At 65.7% G+C, this 14,290-nt stretch carries 15 protein-coding genes; 7 read left to right on the top strand and 8 right to left on the bottom strand.

Annotated elements, in window-relative coordinates; genetic code table 11:
• Positions 1-2 precede the first annotated feature (2 nt).
• Positions 3-1,286 (bottom strand): tyrosine--tRNA ligase, encoded by a 1,284-nt coding sequence (gene tyrS / locus F1654_RS13390; protein ID WP_199200586.1) that lies wholly within the window; start codon positions 1,284-1,286, stop codon positions 3-5.
• Positions 1,287-1,481: 195 nt separating this feature from the next.
• Between tyrS and F1654_RS13385 the strand changes: the two genes are divergently transcribed.
• The 3 genes from F1654_RS13385 (at position 1,482) to F1654_RS13375 (ending at position 5,005) form a co-directional block, all read left to right on the top strand.
• The gene (locus F1654_RS13385; protein ID WP_150024065.1) at positions 1,482-2,984 is read left to right on the top strand and encodes a S10 family peptidase; all 1,503 of its coding nucleotides are present in this window, start codon (positions 1,482-1,484) and stop codon (positions 2,982-2,984) included.
• A gap of 88 nt (positions 2,985-3,072) precedes the next feature.
• Positions 3,073-4,074, top strand: a complete 1,002-nt coding sequence (locus F1654_RS13380; protein ID WP_150024064.1) for a hypothetical protein — start codon at positions 3,073-3,075, stop codon at positions 4,072-4,074.
• On the top strand, positions 4,055-5,005 hold the full coding sequence (locus F1654_RS13375; protein WP_150024063.1) for a hypothetical protein: 951 nt from the start codon (positions 4,055-4,057) through the stop codon (positions 5,003-5,005). The genes F1654_RS13380 and F1654_RS13375 overlap by 20 nt, the downstream gene beginning before the upstream one ends.
• On the opposite strand, the gene F1654_RS13370 is transcribed toward F1654_RS13375, so the two are convergent.
• The 4 genes from F1654_RS13370 to F1654_RS13355 form a co-directional block, all read right to left on the bottom strand.
• Positions 5,002-6,057 (bottom strand): isoaspartyl peptidase/L-asparaginase family protein, encoded by a 1,056-nt coding sequence (locus F1654_RS13370; RefSeq protein WP_150024062.1) that lies wholly within the window; start codon positions 6,055-6,057, stop codon positions 5,002-5,004. The two genes, F1654_RS13375 and F1654_RS13370, sit on opposite strands and share 4 nt — an antisense overlap.
• Before the next feature lie 69 nt (positions 6,058-6,126).
• Positions 6,127-6,696, bottom strand: coding sequence for a cysteine hydrolase family protein (locus F1654_RS13365; RefSeq protein ID WP_150024061.1), 570 nt, complete (start codon positions 6,694-6,696; stop codon positions 6,127-6,129).
• Position 6,697: 1 nt separating this feature from the next.
• Positions 6,698-7,327, bottom strand: coding sequence for a GNAT family N-acetyltransferase (locus tag F1654_RS13360; protein WP_150024060.1), 630 nt, complete (start codon positions 7,325-7,327; stop codon positions 6,698-6,700).
• A 2-nt stretch (positions 7,328-7,329) separates the two neighbouring features.
• The gene (locus F1654_RS13355; RefSeq protein ID WP_233205303.1) at positions 7,330-7,848 is read right to left on the bottom strand and encodes a hypothetical protein; all 519 of its coding nucleotides are present in this window, start codon (positions 7,846-7,848) and stop codon (positions 7,330-7,332) included.
• Positions 7,849-8,020: 172 nt separating this feature from the next.
• Between F1654_RS13355 and F1654_RS13350 the strand changes: the two genes are divergently transcribed.
• Positions 8,021-9,007: a LysR family transcriptional regulator gene (locus tag F1654_RS13350; protein ID WP_150024058.1), complete on the top strand. Its 987-nt coding sequence runs from the start codon at positions 8,021-8,023 to the stop codon at positions 9,005-9,007.
• A gap of 9 nt (positions 9,008-9,016) precedes the next feature.
• Here the strand turns inward: F1654_RS13350 and F1654_RS13345 are convergent, their stop codons facing one another.
• Both F1654_RS13345 and F1654_RS13340 read right to left on the bottom strand, forming a co-directional pair.
• Positions 9,017-9,991: an NADPH:quinone oxidoreductase family protein gene (locus F1654_RS13345; RefSeq protein WP_150024057.1), complete on the bottom strand. Its 975-nt coding sequence runs from the start codon at positions 9,989-9,991 to the stop codon at positions 9,017-9,019.
• A 139-nt stretch (positions 9,992-10,130) separates the two neighbouring features.
• Positions 10,131-10,919, bottom strand: coding sequence for an outer membrane protein (locus tag F1654_RS13340; protein WP_150024056.1), 789 nt, complete (start codon positions 10,917-10,919; stop codon positions 10,131-10,133).
• 259 nt (positions 10,920-11,178) lie between these two features.
• On the opposite strand from F1654_RS13340, the gene F1654_RS13335 reads away from it, so the two are divergent.
• Genes F1654_RS13335 through F1654_RS13325 form a run of 3 tightly spaced genes read left to right on the top strand, consistent with a single transcriptional unit; the run spans position 11,179 to position 13,477 of the window.
• Positions 11,179-11,805, top strand: coding sequence for a TetR/AcrR family transcriptional regulator (locus tag F1654_RS13335; RefSeq protein WP_150024055.1), 627 nt, complete (start codon positions 11,179-11,181; stop codon positions 11,803-11,805).
• A 7-nt stretch (positions 11,806-11,812) separates the two neighbouring features.
• On the top strand, positions 11,813-13,123 hold the full coding sequence (locus F1654_RS13330) for a pyridoxal phosphate-dependent aminotransferase (protein ID WP_150024054.1): 1,311 nt from the start codon (positions 11,813-11,815) through the stop codon (positions 13,121-13,123).
• A 27-nt stretch (positions 13,124-13,150) separates the two neighbouring features.
• Positions 13,151-13,477: a hypothetical protein gene (locus tag F1654_RS13325; RefSeq protein WP_150024053.1), complete on the top strand. Its 327-nt coding sequence runs from the start codon at positions 13,151-13,153 to the stop codon at positions 13,475-13,477.
• 30 nt (positions 13,478-13,507) lie between these two features.
• Here F1654_RS13325 and F1654_RS13320 read toward each other — a convergent pair whose 3' ends face one another.
• Complete coding sequence (locus tag F1654_RS13320; protein WP_150024052.1) at positions 13,508-14,239, bottom strand: 16S rRNA (uracil(1498)-N(3))-methyltransferase; 732 nt, start codon at positions 14,237-14,239, stop codon at positions 13,508-13,510.
• Positions 14,240-14,290: the final 51 nt, after the last annotated feature.

Raw genomic sequence — 14,290 nt, 5'->3', positions numbered from 1 at the left:
CCCTACCGGGCGGGAAACCGCACGAGGAAGCGCTTGGCCTTGCCCACCGAGAGCACCACGGCGCCCGCGCCGGCCCGGTGATCGCCGAGGTCGGCGCTGTCCTCGTTCAGCTTCTGGCCATTGGCCGACACAGCATTCTGGGCGATCAGCCGGCGCGCCTCGCCCTTGGAGCCCGCCGCACCCAGCGCCACCATGGCGTCAATGAGCACGCAAGGCCCCTCGCCCGCCTCCAGAGTCGGGACGGCCCTGGCGATCATCTCGATCAATTCGGCGCTGAGATTGTCCGAGCGTCCCGAGAAGATCACCGCGCTGGCTTCCTCGGCCAGCGCGGCGGCTCGTGAGCCATGGACGCGCACGGTCAAGAGCTCGGCCAGCGCCCTCTGCGCCCGGCGTTCATGGGCCGGCGCGTCGCTCAGCTCTTTCAGGGCCCCGAGATCAATATCGGTCAGCCAGGACAGGAAGCGTGGCGCGTCCGCGTCGGCGGTGTTGAGCCAGAACTGGTAGAATTCGTAAGGGCTGGTGCGTTCGGGATCGAGCCAGACCGCGCCCTTCTCCGACTTGCCGTATTTCTTGCCTTCCGAATTGGTCAGCAGGGGATAGGTCAGGGCGTGGCCTTGAACGCCTTCCATGCGGCGCAACAGATCAACCCCGCCGACGATATTGCCCCACTGGTCCGAGCCGCCCATCTGGATGCGGCAGCCGTGCTCGCGGTGCAGGTGGACAAAGTCATAGCCCTGCAGGAGCTGGTAGGAGAACTCGGTGAAGCTGATGCCCTGATCACGGCTCTCGATGCGGTTGCGCACCGAGTCCTTGGTCAGCATCGCATTGACCGAGAAGTGTTTGCCGATCTCGCGCAGGAAGGTGATCACATCCATGCCGCGATACCAGTCGGCATTGTTGACGAAGATCGGCGCCGGGCCGTCCGTGCGCGCGAACATCGTCTCGAACTGGGCCTTCTGGCTCTCGATATTGGCCAGCACATCGGCTTCCGCCTGCAAATTGCGCTCGGCGTCCTTGCCTGACGGGTCGCCGATCAGCCCGGTGGCGCCGCCCAGCAGCACGATCACCTGCCCGCCGCGCTGACGATAGCGGTCCATGCCCAGAAGCGGGATCAGATTGCCCGCATGCAGGCTCGGCGCGCTGGGGTCGAAGCCCACATAGAGCGGCGGTTTTTCCGCCGCGATCAGCGCATCGGTGAGCTCCGGCGTGGTCTGGTGAACGAGCCCGCGCGCCTGAAGATCGGCCAGGAAGGGCGTGGCTTTGGGGTCGGCGAGCGTCAGGGTCATGGCGTCATGGGTCCGCATTCAGGCTTGGGCAATCCGTCATTCACCCGATTAGCCCCGCACCCGGGTGATGGCAATGTTCTGCGCCCGCCAAGACGCCGGTAACGCCAGCGTGAGCGCCGCTGCGCTTGACCCGTGGCTTCGGGGGCGGTCCGATGCGCGCCAGAAAATCCAGATATCCCAAGGGGGAGGAAAACCATGGTCCGTCTGATCGTCCTGATGCTGAGCGCCGTTCTGCTCGCTGCGCCCGCCGCCTCCGCCCGCGATGCGGGAACCCCCGCCCAGAGCGAGCCGCGCACCTGGGAAAGCCGCGGACAGGTGAGCGTCAATGGTGAGCGCATCCGCTATCGCGCCATCGCCGGGGAGATGTTCCTGCGCGACGCGGACGAGACGCCCACGGCGGCCATCTTCCACACCACATATTTGCGCGAGGGCGTCAGTGATCCGCGCAACCGGCCCGTGGCCTTCATCTTCAATGGCGGGCCCGGCTCAGCCTCGCTCTGGCTGCATATGGGCATGTACGGGCCCCAGCGCGTGGTGCTGCCGTCTGATCCGGCTGATGACGGCGCGGCGCCCTACACGGTGCGCGAAAACCCCGAGACGCTGCTGGACGCGGCCGATCTGGTGTTCATCGATCCGGTGGGCACGGGCTGGAGCCGCACGCTGGGCGAGACGCAAGGCTCCACCTTCTGGGGCGTCAATGAGGACGCGGAAGCCATCAGCCAGTTCATGCGCCGCTGGCTGTCGGAGCATCAGCGCTGGAACTCGCCCAAATACCTGATCGGGGAAAGCTATGGCACCACGCGCATCGGCGCGCTGATGCGCCAGCTGGAGCTGAGCTGGAACAATGTGGCGGTCAATGGCGTGGTGCTGGTCTCCACCATTCTCGACTTCTCCCTGAACCGCACCCATGACGGCAATGAGATCGCTTTCGCCGCCGCCATTCCCGGATATGCGGCCACGGCCTGGTATCACGATCTGGTGGACCGTTCAGCCTGGGACGGCGATCACGACCGCTTCCTCAATGAGGCGCGCGCCTTCGCCAGCAACGAATACCTGCCCGCGATTCTCGCCGGACAAAGCCTGCCGCGCGAGCGCCAGAACGAGATCGCGGCGCGCTATGCGGCCTTTACCGGCCTGTCGGCCGATTTCGTCCGCCGCGCCGAGCTGCGCGTCAGTCTCAACCGCTTCCGCACCGAGCTGTTGCGCGATCAGGGCCTGTCGGTGGGCCGGTTTGATTCGCGCTTCACCGGCATCGAGCCGGACGCTGCGCGCGAAAACCCGGAGGGCGATCCGTCCGGCTATGGCATTGACGGCGCCTATACCGCCGCCATGCTCGACCACTTCACCCGCAATCTGGGCGTCGACATCACCCGCCCCTATGTGACGCTGGGCGGAATCCCCAGCTGGAACTGGGATGCCGGAGAGGCCGGCGGGCGCAATTCCTACGTCAATGTGGCCACCTGGATCGCGCGCGCCATGCGCCAGAATCATGATCTGCGCGTGTTCGCCGCTAACGGGATTTATGATCTGGCCACGCCCTTCTATCCGGTGGAGCTGGTGTTCAACCGGCCCGGCTTTGACCGCGACCAGATCACGCTGACCTATTACGAGGCCGGCCACATGATGTATCTGCACCAGCCCTCCATTGAGGCGCTGGCGCGCGATACACGCGACTTCATCCGCGACGGGCGGCGCTAAGGCGCCTGCGCGGGCGCCCCCATAGGAAGCAGGGCCGAGATCGGTTACATTTCATGCCTGACCCCCGAAACAGGGCAGATGAGGCTGTATGGACCGCTTGCCGATTGACGCCTCTCAAGACGCGCTCACAGCGCATATCAGACGTTGTCTGGCCTCTTATGAACGCTTTGGGCAGGCATCCTTTTTCGACTTGTTCCAACTGGTTGAAGCGGTCTGGCGCCAGCGCTCCGGCGCCGGGATCGACACATTTTTCGCCGTCTGCGAAGAACTCCTGAGCCCTCTACCCGAAGAGCTGGTCTTCGAGGGCCGATTCAAGGACCGGATCGAGCGCACGGACATGGCCGAGCTGCGCCGCTTTGTCCGTGGCGGCAAACGTTTGCTTCCACATGACGGGGCGCGCCTGTTTGAGACCGGCAGGAGCGGCCTGGCGATTATGCTCTCGCGTAGCAACGGACCATCGCGCGGCGCTGAATGGGGCGAGTTCTTCCTGTGGCGTGCGCTGCAAGAGCTGGACATGTCGCTGCTTATCCTGGGGGATCGTCAAAATCTGATTTTCCAGCGCGGTTTTGGCGCGTTTTACGGGCGCCTTGAGGAGGGCTTGCGCTGGATCGAGGCGCAGGCAGAGCCCTATCCGTTCGCCATCTATGTGGGCAATTCCGCGTCCGGCTTTCCGGCCCTGCAGTTTGCAGCCACCACGACCATCGCCAACGCCATCACCTATTCAGGGGGCACGCATCATCCGCCCGAGGAGACGCGCGTCCTGCTCATGCGCGAGCGCATGAACTCACGCATTCCCGGCAGGGTTCTTGACGTGAAGCCGCTGTTTGAGGGCTGGCGCGGGGCGGCGCATCTGTATTTTCCCGCGCCCCATCCGGTGGATAATATTCACGCCCGTCACCTAGCCGATATTCCCGGCGTCAGCCTCTTTCCCGTGGAGACCGAGGTCCACCAAATCTTCCCGATCTCCTCCACCCAGGACCTCAAGTCGCACGTGGCGCGCCTTCTCGACGACCCTTGTGCAAATGTGCAATCTCCCGATGGACGCTCAGCCAAGAGGCGCTTGCACAATAATGGAACGGATATCTGTTGACGCATCGCGGGATGCGCTGGAAGCCCATGTGGCGCAATGCCTGGAGCGGTATGAACGCTACGGCCACGCATCCTTCTACGATTTCTTCCAGCTGGCCGAAGCCGTCTGGAACCAGCGCTCTGGCGCTGGCATCGACGTTTTTTTTAAGGCCTGCGAAGAGCTCCTGAGCCCTTTGCCGGATGCGCTGGTGTTCCAGGGGCAGTTCAAGGGCCGGGTGGAACGCACCGACATGGCCGAGCTGCGCCGGTTTGCGCGCACCGGCAAGGTCTTGCTGCCGCGCAATGGCGCACGGCTTTTCGAGACCGGCAAGAGCGGGCTGGCGATCATGATGGCGCGCAGCAACGGGCCGTCCAAGGGCGCCGAATGGGGAGAATTCTTCCTGTGGCGGGCGCTGCAGGAGCTGGACATGTCGCTCCTGATCCTGGGGGACCGTCAAAATCTGATTTTCCAGCACGGTTTCGGCCCCTTCTTCGGGCGCCTGGAGGAGGGCATGCGCTGGATCGAGGCGCAGGCTGAGCCCTATCCCTTCGCCTTCTATGTGGGTAATTCCGCGTCCGGCTTTCCGGCCCTGCAATATGCGGCGGTCACATCAGTCGGCAATGCGATTTCCTTTTCAGGCGCCACCCATACCCCGCCCGAGGAAACCCGGGTCAAGACGCTGCGCGACCGCCTGGATGCGCGCATCCCCGGGCGGCTTCTGGACACCAAGCCCCTGTTCAGGGACTGGAAGGGCGCAGTCCATCTCTACTACCCAAAGCCTCACCCCATGGATACGGGCCATGCCCGACATCTCGAGGATGTGCCCGGCGTCACCCTGTTCCCGCTGGACACAGAGATACACCAGGTGTTTCCGGTCTCCTCCACGCCCGAGTTGAAAGCCTGCGTGGAGCGCCTGCGCGACGACCCGTCCCTGCGGCGTAAGTCGCGCTAGCCTTCATCATCGAAGATCGCCACCACCGGCTCGCCGCCCGCGATCTGGGAAGCGCGGTACATGCCCGAGGTGTTGAAACTCCAAAGCGGAGTACCGTCATGGATCATCACCACTCCGCCATCGCCGCCCATAGCGGTAAGCTCGTCCTGGATCACGGCGTCCGCGGCGGTTTGGCCGTCCTCGCCCGCCAGATCAATGCGCGCACATATGCGCGCAGCCACTGACAGGCGGATGAAATACTCGCCCGTGCCCGTGGCTGACACCCCGCACGCTCCGCCCGCATAGGTGCCCGCGCCGATCACGGGTGAATCACCCACCCGGCCCCAGCGCTTGGCGGTGGTGCCGCCTGTGGACGTGCCCGCCACCAGCTCGCCTGTGCGGTCCAGCGCCACCACGCCTACCGTGCCGAAGCGATGGCTGCGCGCATCTTCCAGCAAGGAACCCTCGCGCACCGGTTCGGGTTCCGGTGCGCCTTCGGGTCGGGGCGGAACCGGCAGGCCCAGGGACTGCACCTGACGCTCCATCGCCGCCCAGCGCCGCTCGGTGAAGAAATAGCTCTCCTCCACTCGCTCCAGCCCCTGCTCGTCGGCGAAGCTTTCAGCGCCCGCGCCCTGCAGCATGACATGGGGGCTTTCGTCCATCACCGCGCGCGCCAGCGAGATGAGATGGCGCACGCCGCGCACGCCCGCCGCCGCGCCCGCCTGACGGTCCGAGGCGCGCATGATGGAAGCGTCATGCTCGATGCGGCCGTCCGAGGTGAACACCGCCCCGCGCCCGGCATTGAACAGCGCCTCATCTTCCATGATGCGGATCACTGCTTCGACCGCATCAATGGCCGGAGCGCCGCTCTCCAGCATGGCCGCGCCGAGCGCCAGCGCATCGCTCAGGGCGGCGCGGTAGGCGGCCTCGGTGTCGGCATCCATGTCGGCGCGCTCGATCACGCCCGCGCCTCCATGCAGGACCAGCGCCCAGGGGCGCTCTTCAGCGCCAGCTTGCGTGCTGGCAAGGCTCAAACCTGAAGCGGCGAGAAGGGCTGAAATGGTGCGGATCATGACGGCCTCCGGGCATGTCTGTTCCAGGCCAGACCACCATCATGCGCCGTCAAAGGCAAGCGCGGGCGCTCACGCGATGCGCAGCCCCCCAGCGGATACAGGCGCAGGAAGCGACAGCCCCTCCACATCATTAAGGCGGATCGCACGGTCCATCTTGCGCGCCGTGTCGATGCACAGGGCGCGGGTGTGCTCGGCGCCCCATTCACCGACATCAGCGGCGCCCACCGCCTCCTCGATCAGGGTCAGGCCATGGCCGCGATCACTGGAATCAAACAGGGTGGCGGTCAGCGACATGGGCGCAGAAAAGCCGATCAGATAGGCCCGGCCGCCCCAGCCTTCGAGCAGACCCTCGAGATCAGGGTGGGCATAGGCCGAGACGCCTGCGCGGCGCAGCAAAACCTCGCCCGGGCGCGGCTCGCAGCCCGGTATCGGCTGGGTCAAGCCGTGCCCGGCGATCATCGGGGCGCCCTGATAGAGATGGGTATGAACCAGCGACCAGCCTGAATCGCGCGCCCCGGCGATAATCCGCGCGCAGGTCGCGGCCACGCAGTCCCCGTCCGGATCCGCCCAGGGGCGGCCCTGGGCCACGAACTCCTGTTGCAGATCAAGACACAGCAGTACGGGAACGCCTGGCAACATATCAGTCCGCCTTCTGCGGGGCCGGCGCGGGCCGGCGGTTGAACTGGTCGGGCGAGACGCCGCGCTGAACCGACTTGTCCAGCGGTCCGGGCCGGTCCCACTCGCCCTCGGGGCGATCCAGCACCAGCGGGTCGGAATCCACGCTCAAAGCGTTGGGCAGGCGCTCATAGCGCCCTTCCATCTCGGCATAGGCCCGGTCGGAGAACACGAACACGCCGCGCTCGGCCCGGTGGATGAAGCCATATCTTTTCCAGTATGGGATCAGATGCTGCTGCACATGCCCGACAAAACGCCGGTAACCTTTCCGGCGGATGAGCGCGATGGCGTCGGTCATCAGGGTGCGCGCGACCCGGCCCGAGCGGTGGCCCGGCCGTACGCACACCCGCTCCACCTTGGCGAAATCAGCAAACCAGCGCAGGCGCAGACAGCCTAGCGGCTCCGTGCCCGCCTCGGCGATCAAATGGGTGGCGCCGGCGAAGTCATTGCCGTCAAACTCCTCCTCATAGGGGCAAGCCTGTTCGGACATGTAGACCAGCGCGCGCACCACGGCCACGCGCTGGAGATCATCCATGGTGCGCGCCACCCGGACCGTGACCGGAGGTTCGAACTGGGACAGGGGCGTGCCGTCCATGATCAGCTCCCCCGCAATTCGGGGGGCGAGGCCGGCACCCATCCGAGCCAAGCCGCACCGGCGGAGGGCGCATCCAGCGCCGCGGTCATCATGCGCCCCTCCCGGCTCACCGGACGGGCGAACAGGGCGATGTCGGGAAACGCCTCGCGGCGCGCTTCGGTGACGGCGCGCACCACGGCGCGCTTGTCGTCCACGCCGCGCCCGGCCAGACACCACACATAAATCGCCAGCGCCCGCTCATCGCGCGCAGCGAGATGGGACAGCTCAGGCGCCTCGGGCGTAAAACGGCCATACATGAGCGCCTGATAACCCTCATCATTGAGATATAGCAGGGCGATAAAGCCGTCTGCGCGTCCGTCAGGACCGCGGCGGATGAAGAAACAGCGTCCGGTGCGCGCCTCGCAGGCCGCCACCGTTTCAGCCGCCACCAGCGCCTCGCCCAACGCGCTGGCGCCCAATTCAAGGGCGTCGCGAATATCGTCAATATCAGCGGATGCTGAGAAGCCACGCGCCCCCAGCACGGCCCGCAGCCGTTCTGTCCGCAGGGCGTCTGGCCCTTCGGCACTGGAAAGCGTAATGTGGTCTCGCATCTCACCCCCACTCAAGGTTAAGACTTCGTTTACGAATTCTGATGCGCCTGCGCCTCTGTGATCTTGGAATGACCCCCATGCGAAAAACGTTTAGGTTGCACGCATGACTGGAAAAGCCCCACTTTTCGACTGGGACGATCTGCGCATCTTTCACGCCCTGGTTTCGGCCGGGTCGATGAGCGGGGCGGCGCGCAAGCTGGGCATAGGCCAGCCCACGGTCAGCCGGCGCCTCGACCAGCTGGAGACGCGCATCGGCGCGCGCCTGGTCACGCGCCTGGCCGAAGGCATCGAGCTGACCGATGTTGGCGAGCGCATCTGGACCCAGGTCCAGATCATGCAGAGCACGGCGGGCGATATCGAGCGCATCGCCCACCAAGCGGACCGGGCTGATTCTGACCGGGTGCGGCTGTCCGCCCCGGAAGGCGTGGCCGGCTACTGGATTGCGCGCCATCTGACCGGCTTTGTGGAGGCCAACCCCAATATTTCGCTGGAGATCAGCACGCGCACTGATGGTGAAAACACCCTGGAACAGTGCGATATCGCCCTCCAGATGTCCGAATCAAAACGCATGAGCCATGTAGCCACAGAACTGGCCACATTGCACTATGTTCCCTTTGCTTCACGCCATTATCTTGATACTTACGGACCACCCAAGGGACTGGCGGATGTTCTGATGCACCGCACAGCCGATATTGTCAGCTACCGCGAGCAACAGACACACTGGCCGCGCGAAGCGGCCGCCATCAAGCAGATGTTGAATCCGTCCCTGACCACGGACAGCGCCATTGCGTTGATCGAGGCGGTCAAGGCAGGAGCGGTGATCTCGCTCCTGCCCACCTACGCCGCCAAGGTCGAGCCCTCGCTGATCCATCTGGATCTGGAGCTGCAGGTGCCCATCACATTGTGGATGGTCTACCACCCCGAACAGCGCAAGGTGACCCGCTCGCGCAAGGCCATCGACTGGCTGCGCGAGATCTTCGATTCCTCACGCTATCCCTGGTTCCGGCGCGATTACGTGCCGCCTTCGGAGTTCTCCGACGTGGAGACGGTCCATATCCGCGGCGAACGCCCCCGGCCGCGCCTGGTCTGATCGCGCCGCCTACGGGGTGAGCACCACCTTGCCGCGGACCCGGCGCTCCAGCAGGTCCTCGAAGGCGCGCGCATAGTCGTCCAGACGATAGCTCGCCGATACCGGAGGCCGGATCTTGCCAGCTTCGAACATGTCGAAGATTTCCTTGATATTGCCTGCGTTCTCACGCGGAAAACGGCCTGCCCAGGCGCCCCAGAACACACCCAGTATGTTGCGCGAGTTGAGCAAAGCGAGATTGAGCGGGATTTTCGGGATCGGGCCGGCTGCGAAACCGATCACCAGATAGCGCGCATCCCAGCCCGACGCGCGCAGCGCGGCTTCGGCCAGATCGCCGCCGACGGGATCATAGACCACGTCCACGCCCTTGCCGCCGGTCAGCTCCTTGACGCGCGCCTTGAGGTCTTCGGTGGCGTAATTGATGGTCTCGTCCGCCCCGTTCTCGCGGCAGAAGGCCAGCTTCTCGTCAGAACTCGCCGCCGCGATCACCGTCGCGCCCGCCGCCTTGGCCAGCTGCACCGTGGCGATGCCCACGCCGCCCGCAGCACCCAGCACCAGCACGGTTTCGCCCGCCTTCAGCTTCGCGCGGTCCTTCAGGGCGTGCCAGCTGGTGCCATAGATGGTGGTCAGGGCCGCGCCCTCCTCAAAGCTCATGCCATCGGGCATGGGCACGACCTGGCTGGCGTGGACAGGCACTTTCTCGGCGAAAGCGCCCAGCATGGTGGCCGCAATCACCCGGTCGCCGGCCTTGACGCCGCTCACGTCCCCGCCCACGGCGCTCACCACGCCCGCCGCCTCCATGCCCGGCACGAAGGGCAGTTCAGGCTTCATCTGGTATTTGCCCTCCACCAGCAGGATGTCGGGGAAGTTCACCCCCGCCGCCTTCACGTCCAGCATTACGAAACCGTCGGTGAGGGCCGGTTCGGGCACCTCCTCCACGGTGAGCTGCTGATAGGGGGCGAAATCCTTGCAGATAAGGGCGCGCATGGGGGTGTCTCCTGCTTGAAAGGCCGTGTTGCGGCGCACGATAGGCCCGCTTCGCCCCTGCACACAAGGAAACGCCCTGCAGACAGGGGCCTGCAGGGCGCTCTCGCGGACCGTGGGTGAGTCCACCAGGGACAGGGGGCTAGAAGGTGAAGCGCACCCCGGCCTCGAGAATATGGCTGCGCGACTGGACATCCAGATCTGCCGGGATCAGGGAGGACTGGACGCTGGCGTCATTGTGACGACGGTAGCGATAGCCCGCGAACAGGGCGGTGTTGGGGGCCACATCAAACGACGCGCCGGCCATCACCTGCCAGAAACCCACCATCTTGGTGTCATCGACGATGTCGACGTCGGAGGGACGGTAACGCACCTTGACTTCAGCCACGCCAAGTCCGATGCCGCCATACAGGCTGAAATCGGTGTCAGGGATTGCGAAATCGTAATAGCCGTTGATGGCGTAGCCCAGCGAACGCAAATCACCACGTCCGTCCGCGACCAGATCAGCCACACTCACGCCCAGAGGCGCAGAACCGGTGATCAGCACCGCAGCATCCGCTGCGCCAAGCGCATTGCCGCCCGCCTGCACATCGCGGTGCGTGTCCACGTCCGCGCTCAGCCAGGATAGCTCGGCCTCAACGCGCAGAACCTCGCTGAAACGGAAGCCTGCCGCGCCGGCCACAAACAGACCGGTGTCGAATTCAGTCGTCCAGCCCACATCCGTACCCGTGGGCAGCGTCACGCCAGCAGGTACGGCGACGCCGTCCCCGGTGACGAAGTCGCTTGTAAAGGCGCCGGAATTCTTGCTGTCGGTCTGGAAATTGAAGCCGGCCGAGCCGGAGACATAGTATTGGGCGTGCGCCGCAGCGCCCGCCCCCATGATCGCTGCGCCCAGAGCGAGGGCGGAGACGGATTTGGCGATCTTGCTCATCGGGATCCTCCCAGTGTGAAGCCCGGATCCGGGCGTATGAAACGAGCCGTTGAAACTCGAGTATCGTATATGCAATACACACTACTGGAAACAAGGGCGGGAGCCATATTTTTCAGTGCCCGGCCCCGCCCATGCCCCGCAAACGCCACACCTGAGGTGACCTGAAAGGATGCGGGGCTTAAGATGCCCGCTGGGCGGGCGTTGATTCCCCGGCGTATCAGCGCCGTCTGCAGGCCGGGACTGAGACAAAGGGGCTGATATGGCGATGTCCACCGCCCGCGCAGAACGCGGCGTGACCGACCGCAAGACCGAGCTGCTCATGATCCTGGCGCGCACGGCCATCGCCGAGCGCAATGCTCCTGTGAGCCTGCGCCAGTTCGCCATACAGGCTGGCGTATCAGAGCCCACCTTGCGCCATTACTTCACCGACCGGCGCGGGGTAGTGATCGCCATCATCGCCTTTTTCGCCGAGGGCGCACGCGACTGGCTCGCCCGCTCCGCCGCCCCGCAGGCCAGCGTGGAGGCGGCGGTAAGCGGCTATGGAGCGCTGGCGCTGGAAGGCGCCAATACCGATCTGTTCGCGCAGGCCCACGCCTTCGCCCTGGTGGAATCGATCCATGACCCGATGGTGGCGCGGGCTTATCTCGACACCATTATCGAACCGTCCCTGCAGGCGCTGGAGCAGCGACTGGCGCCGGGCGTCGATCCGGCAGGCGAGACGCCTGACCGGGTGCGTCATGCCGCTCTCGCGCTCTATGCGCCCGTGCTGATCGCGGTTTTGCACCAGCGCCTTTTGAAGGGCGCCGAAGCGCGTCCGCTGGACATGAGCGCCTTCTTCGCCGATCTGGCCACCCTGTTCTCGCACGGGCTGAAGCAATCTGATTGATCCTTCCATGACCGATCCCAAATCCGCCGCCGCTGCTCTGCAGAGCGTCTCGCCCAGCGTGCAATTGAACCTCAATGTGCGCGGGCTTGGCTTGTCGGCGACCCTGGCCATTAACGAGCGCTCCGCACAGCTGCAGGCTGAGGGCCGCACCATCGCCCGGCTGGGGCTGGGCCAGTCCCCCTTCCCCGTGCCCGATGTGATGCAGCGCCGCCTGCGCGATCATGTCCATGAGAAGGATTATCTGGCGGTCCAGGGCCTGCCGGCCCTGCGCCAGGCGATCTGCGGCTATCTCAAGCGCACCCAGGATCTCGATTTCGACCCGGAGGACATTCTGGTCGGACCGGGCACCAAGGAGCTGATGTTCCTGTTGCAGATGGTCTATTACGGCGATCTGGTGATCCCGACCCCGAGCTGGGTCAGCTACGCGCCCCAGGCCCAGATTCTGGGCCGGCCCATCACCTGGCTGCCCACCGATCCCGAAACCGGGCTGGGCGTGACGGCGGGGGCGCTGCGCGATGTCTGCGCGCAGGACCCCGAACGCCCGCGCCTGTTGATCCTCAACTCGCCCGGCAATCCCACCGGCACGGCCTACACGCCCGAGGCGCTGGGCGAGATCGCCGCGGCGGCGCTTGAGCACCGCATGCTGCTCCTGTCGGACGAGATTTATGGCGGGGTGCAGTTTGACGGCCGCCACCGCTCCACCGCCTGCTTCTACCGCGGCGGCACGATCATTTCGGACGGGATTTCCAAATGGGCGGGCGCAGGCGGCTGGCGGCTGGGCTTTTTCGCCTTCCCCAAGGCGCTGGCATGGCTGCGCCGGGGCATGGCGGCCGCGGCGAGCGAGACCTACACCTCGGTCTCGGCCCCCATCCAGCATGCGGCCATCGCCGCCTTCGAGGGCGGGCCGGAGATCGAGCTCTATCTGGAACGCTCGCGCGCCATACTGGCCGCGCTGGCTGATCATGTATCGCAGCGCCTCACGAGAGCCGGCGCCCTGGTCAATCCGATCCGGGGCGGGTTTTACGCCTTCCCCAATTTCGATCCCTTGCGCGAGCGGCTGGCGGCGCGCGGGATCACCGATAGCGAGACCCTGTGCGAGCGCCTGCTGGAAGAGGCCGGCGCGGCCACCCTGCCCGGTTCTGCCTTTGGCCGCCCGGCTCATGAGCTGTCCTTGCGGCTAGCGTTTGTGGATTTCGATGGCGCAGCGGCCCTCGACGCTCTGGCGGCGGGTGAAACCCTCGACGCAGGCTTCCTGAACCGCCATGCTCGGCGTGTTGTCGAGGGGATCGAGGCGATGGCGCGCTGGGCGGAAGCCTGACGCGCTCGCCTGTCATAAGGGCCGGTCATGGAGCTTTGGGGGATCGAGATTGACTGGGCCGTCTTCGGCGAGCCCGGCGTCTATCGAAACTGGATGCTGATCTGCATCGCACTTGGCGTTCTGGCCCTGACCTGGATCGCCGTACTGCTGACCCGCGGCGGTTTTGGCGATCTCGACGAAATCATCCGCTCGCCCTACGCCACGCCCGCTGAACGCCTGGGCGCGCGCGCTCAGGGCCTCCCGCGCAGCCTCCTGCTGATCCTGGCCGCCCTCATCGGCGCACTCTCTGTATCGGTCCCGATCTTTTTTCAGGGCGTTCTGGTGATCTTTCTGTGGAACCAGATATTCGGTTGAAGCCTGCGCCAGCACCGCCTTTCGCCAGGCTCATTCCCAGTCGCCCATCACGGCTTGCCACAGGGCGAGCGCGGCAGCGGCGGCGGTGTCGGCGCGCAAGATGCGCGGGCCGAGGCTGACCGCCAGCACGCCCGGCGCCGCTTTGAACCGGTCACGCTCCTCAGGCGCAAACCCGCCCTCCGGCCCGATCAGGATAGACCAGCTTTGCCCTCGCTCCCGCTCGCTCAGAAGCGCTTCCAGCATGGGAGCGCCGCCGGTTTCGTCACAGAAGATGAGGCGGCGCCCTGGCGGCCAGTCATCAAGCAGAGCGTCCAGGCGCAGCGGTTCGCCGATCTGCGGCACGTCCAGGCGCTCGGTCTGTTCGGCCGCTTCGCGCGCCAGTGCGCCCAGCCGGTCGGTGCGCACCCGCTCGGCGTTTGTGCGGCGGGTGATGACAGGAATGATGGCGCGCGCGCCCAGCTCGGTGGCTTTTTCCACGATGAAGTCGGTGCGCGCTTTCTTGACCGGCGCGAAATACAGCGTCAGGTCCGGCCCGGCGGTTTGGTCGCGCAGGCGGTCCGTCAGCGCCAGACGCGCCTCGCGCTTGCCCGACGTCTCAAGCACGGCGCGCCATTCCCCGTCACGGCCATTGAAGACCCGCACGCCGTCGCCGGGCTGGCGGCGCATGACCGAGACCAGATAATGGGCCTGATCGCGCTCCAGGATCAGGGCGGCGCCTTGATTGAGGGGCGCGTCGACGAAGAGGCGGGGATCGGTGCTCATGAGCGCGGGTGTATCGCGCGCGGGCGTCCTGCGGCAAGGCGAGCTTTGCCG

The organism is Alkalicaulis satelles (assembly GCF_008630495.1).
GTDB lineage: Bacteria > Pseudomonadota > Alphaproteobacteria > Caulobacterales > Maricaulaceae > Oceanicaulis > Oceanicaulis satelles.
This window is presented reverse-complemented; position numbering and strand designations above follow the sequence as displayed.

What these genes read in the sequence shown, in the direction of transcription:
- tyrS (WP_199200586.1), bottom strand. Translation starts at nt 1,286, where the DNA reads ATGACCCTGACGCTCGCCGACCCCAAAGCCACGCCCTTCCTGGCCGAT.
- F1654_RS13385 (WP_150024065.1), top strand. Translation starts at nt 1,482, where the DNA reads ATGGTCCGTCTGATCGTCCTGATGCTGAGCGCCGTTCTGCTCGCTGCG.
- F1654_RS13380 (WP_150024064.1), top strand. Translation starts at nt 3,073, where the DNA reads ATGGACCGCTTGCCGATTGACGCCTCTCAAGACGCGCTCACAGCGCAT.
- F1654_RS13375 (WP_150024063.1), top strand. Translation starts at nt 4,055, where the DNA reads ATGGAACGGATATCTGTTGACGCATCGCGGGATGCGCTGGAAGCCCAT.
- F1654_RS13370 (WP_150024062.1), bottom strand. Translation starts at nt 6,057, where the DNA reads ATGATCCGCACCATTTCAGCCCTTCTCGCCGCTTCAGGTTTGAGCCTT.
- F1654_RS13365 (WP_150024061.1), bottom strand. Translation starts at nt 6,696, where the DNA reads ATGTTGCCAGGCGTTCCCGTACTGCTGTGTCTTGATCTGCAACAGGAG.
- F1654_RS13360 (WP_150024060.1), bottom strand. Translation starts at nt 7,327, where the DNA reads ATGGACGGCACGCCCCTGTCCCAGTTCGAACCTCCGGTCACGGTCCGG.
- F1654_RS13350 (WP_150024058.1), top strand. Translation starts at nt 8,021, where the DNA reads ATGACTGGAAAAGCCCCACTTTTCGACTGGGACGATCTGCGCATCTTT.
- F1654_RS13345 (WP_150024057.1), bottom strand. Translation starts at nt 9,991, where the DNA reads ATGCGCGCCCTTATCTGCAAGGATTTCGCCCCCTATCAGCAGCTCACC.
- F1654_RS13340 (WP_150024056.1), bottom strand. Translation starts at nt 10,919, where the DNA reads ATGAGCAAGATCGCCAAATCCGTCTCCGCCCTCGCTCTGGGCGCAGCG.
- F1654_RS13335 (WP_150024055.1), top strand. Translation starts at nt 11,179, where the DNA reads ATGGCGATGTCCACCGCCCGCGCAGAACGCGGCGTGACCGACCGCAAG.
- F1654_RS13330 (WP_150024054.1), top strand. Translation starts at nt 11,813, where the DNA reads ATGACCGATCCCAAATCCGCCGCCGCTGCTCTGCAGAGCGTCTCGCCC.
- F1654_RS13325 (WP_150024053.1), top strand. Translation starts at nt 13,151, where the DNA reads ATGGAGCTTTGGGGGATCGAGATTGACTGGGCCGTCTTCGGCGAGCCC.
- F1654_RS13320 (WP_150024052.1), bottom strand. Translation starts at nt 14,239, where the DNA reads ATGAGCACCGATCCCCGCCTCTTCGTCGACGCGCCCCTCAATCAAGGC.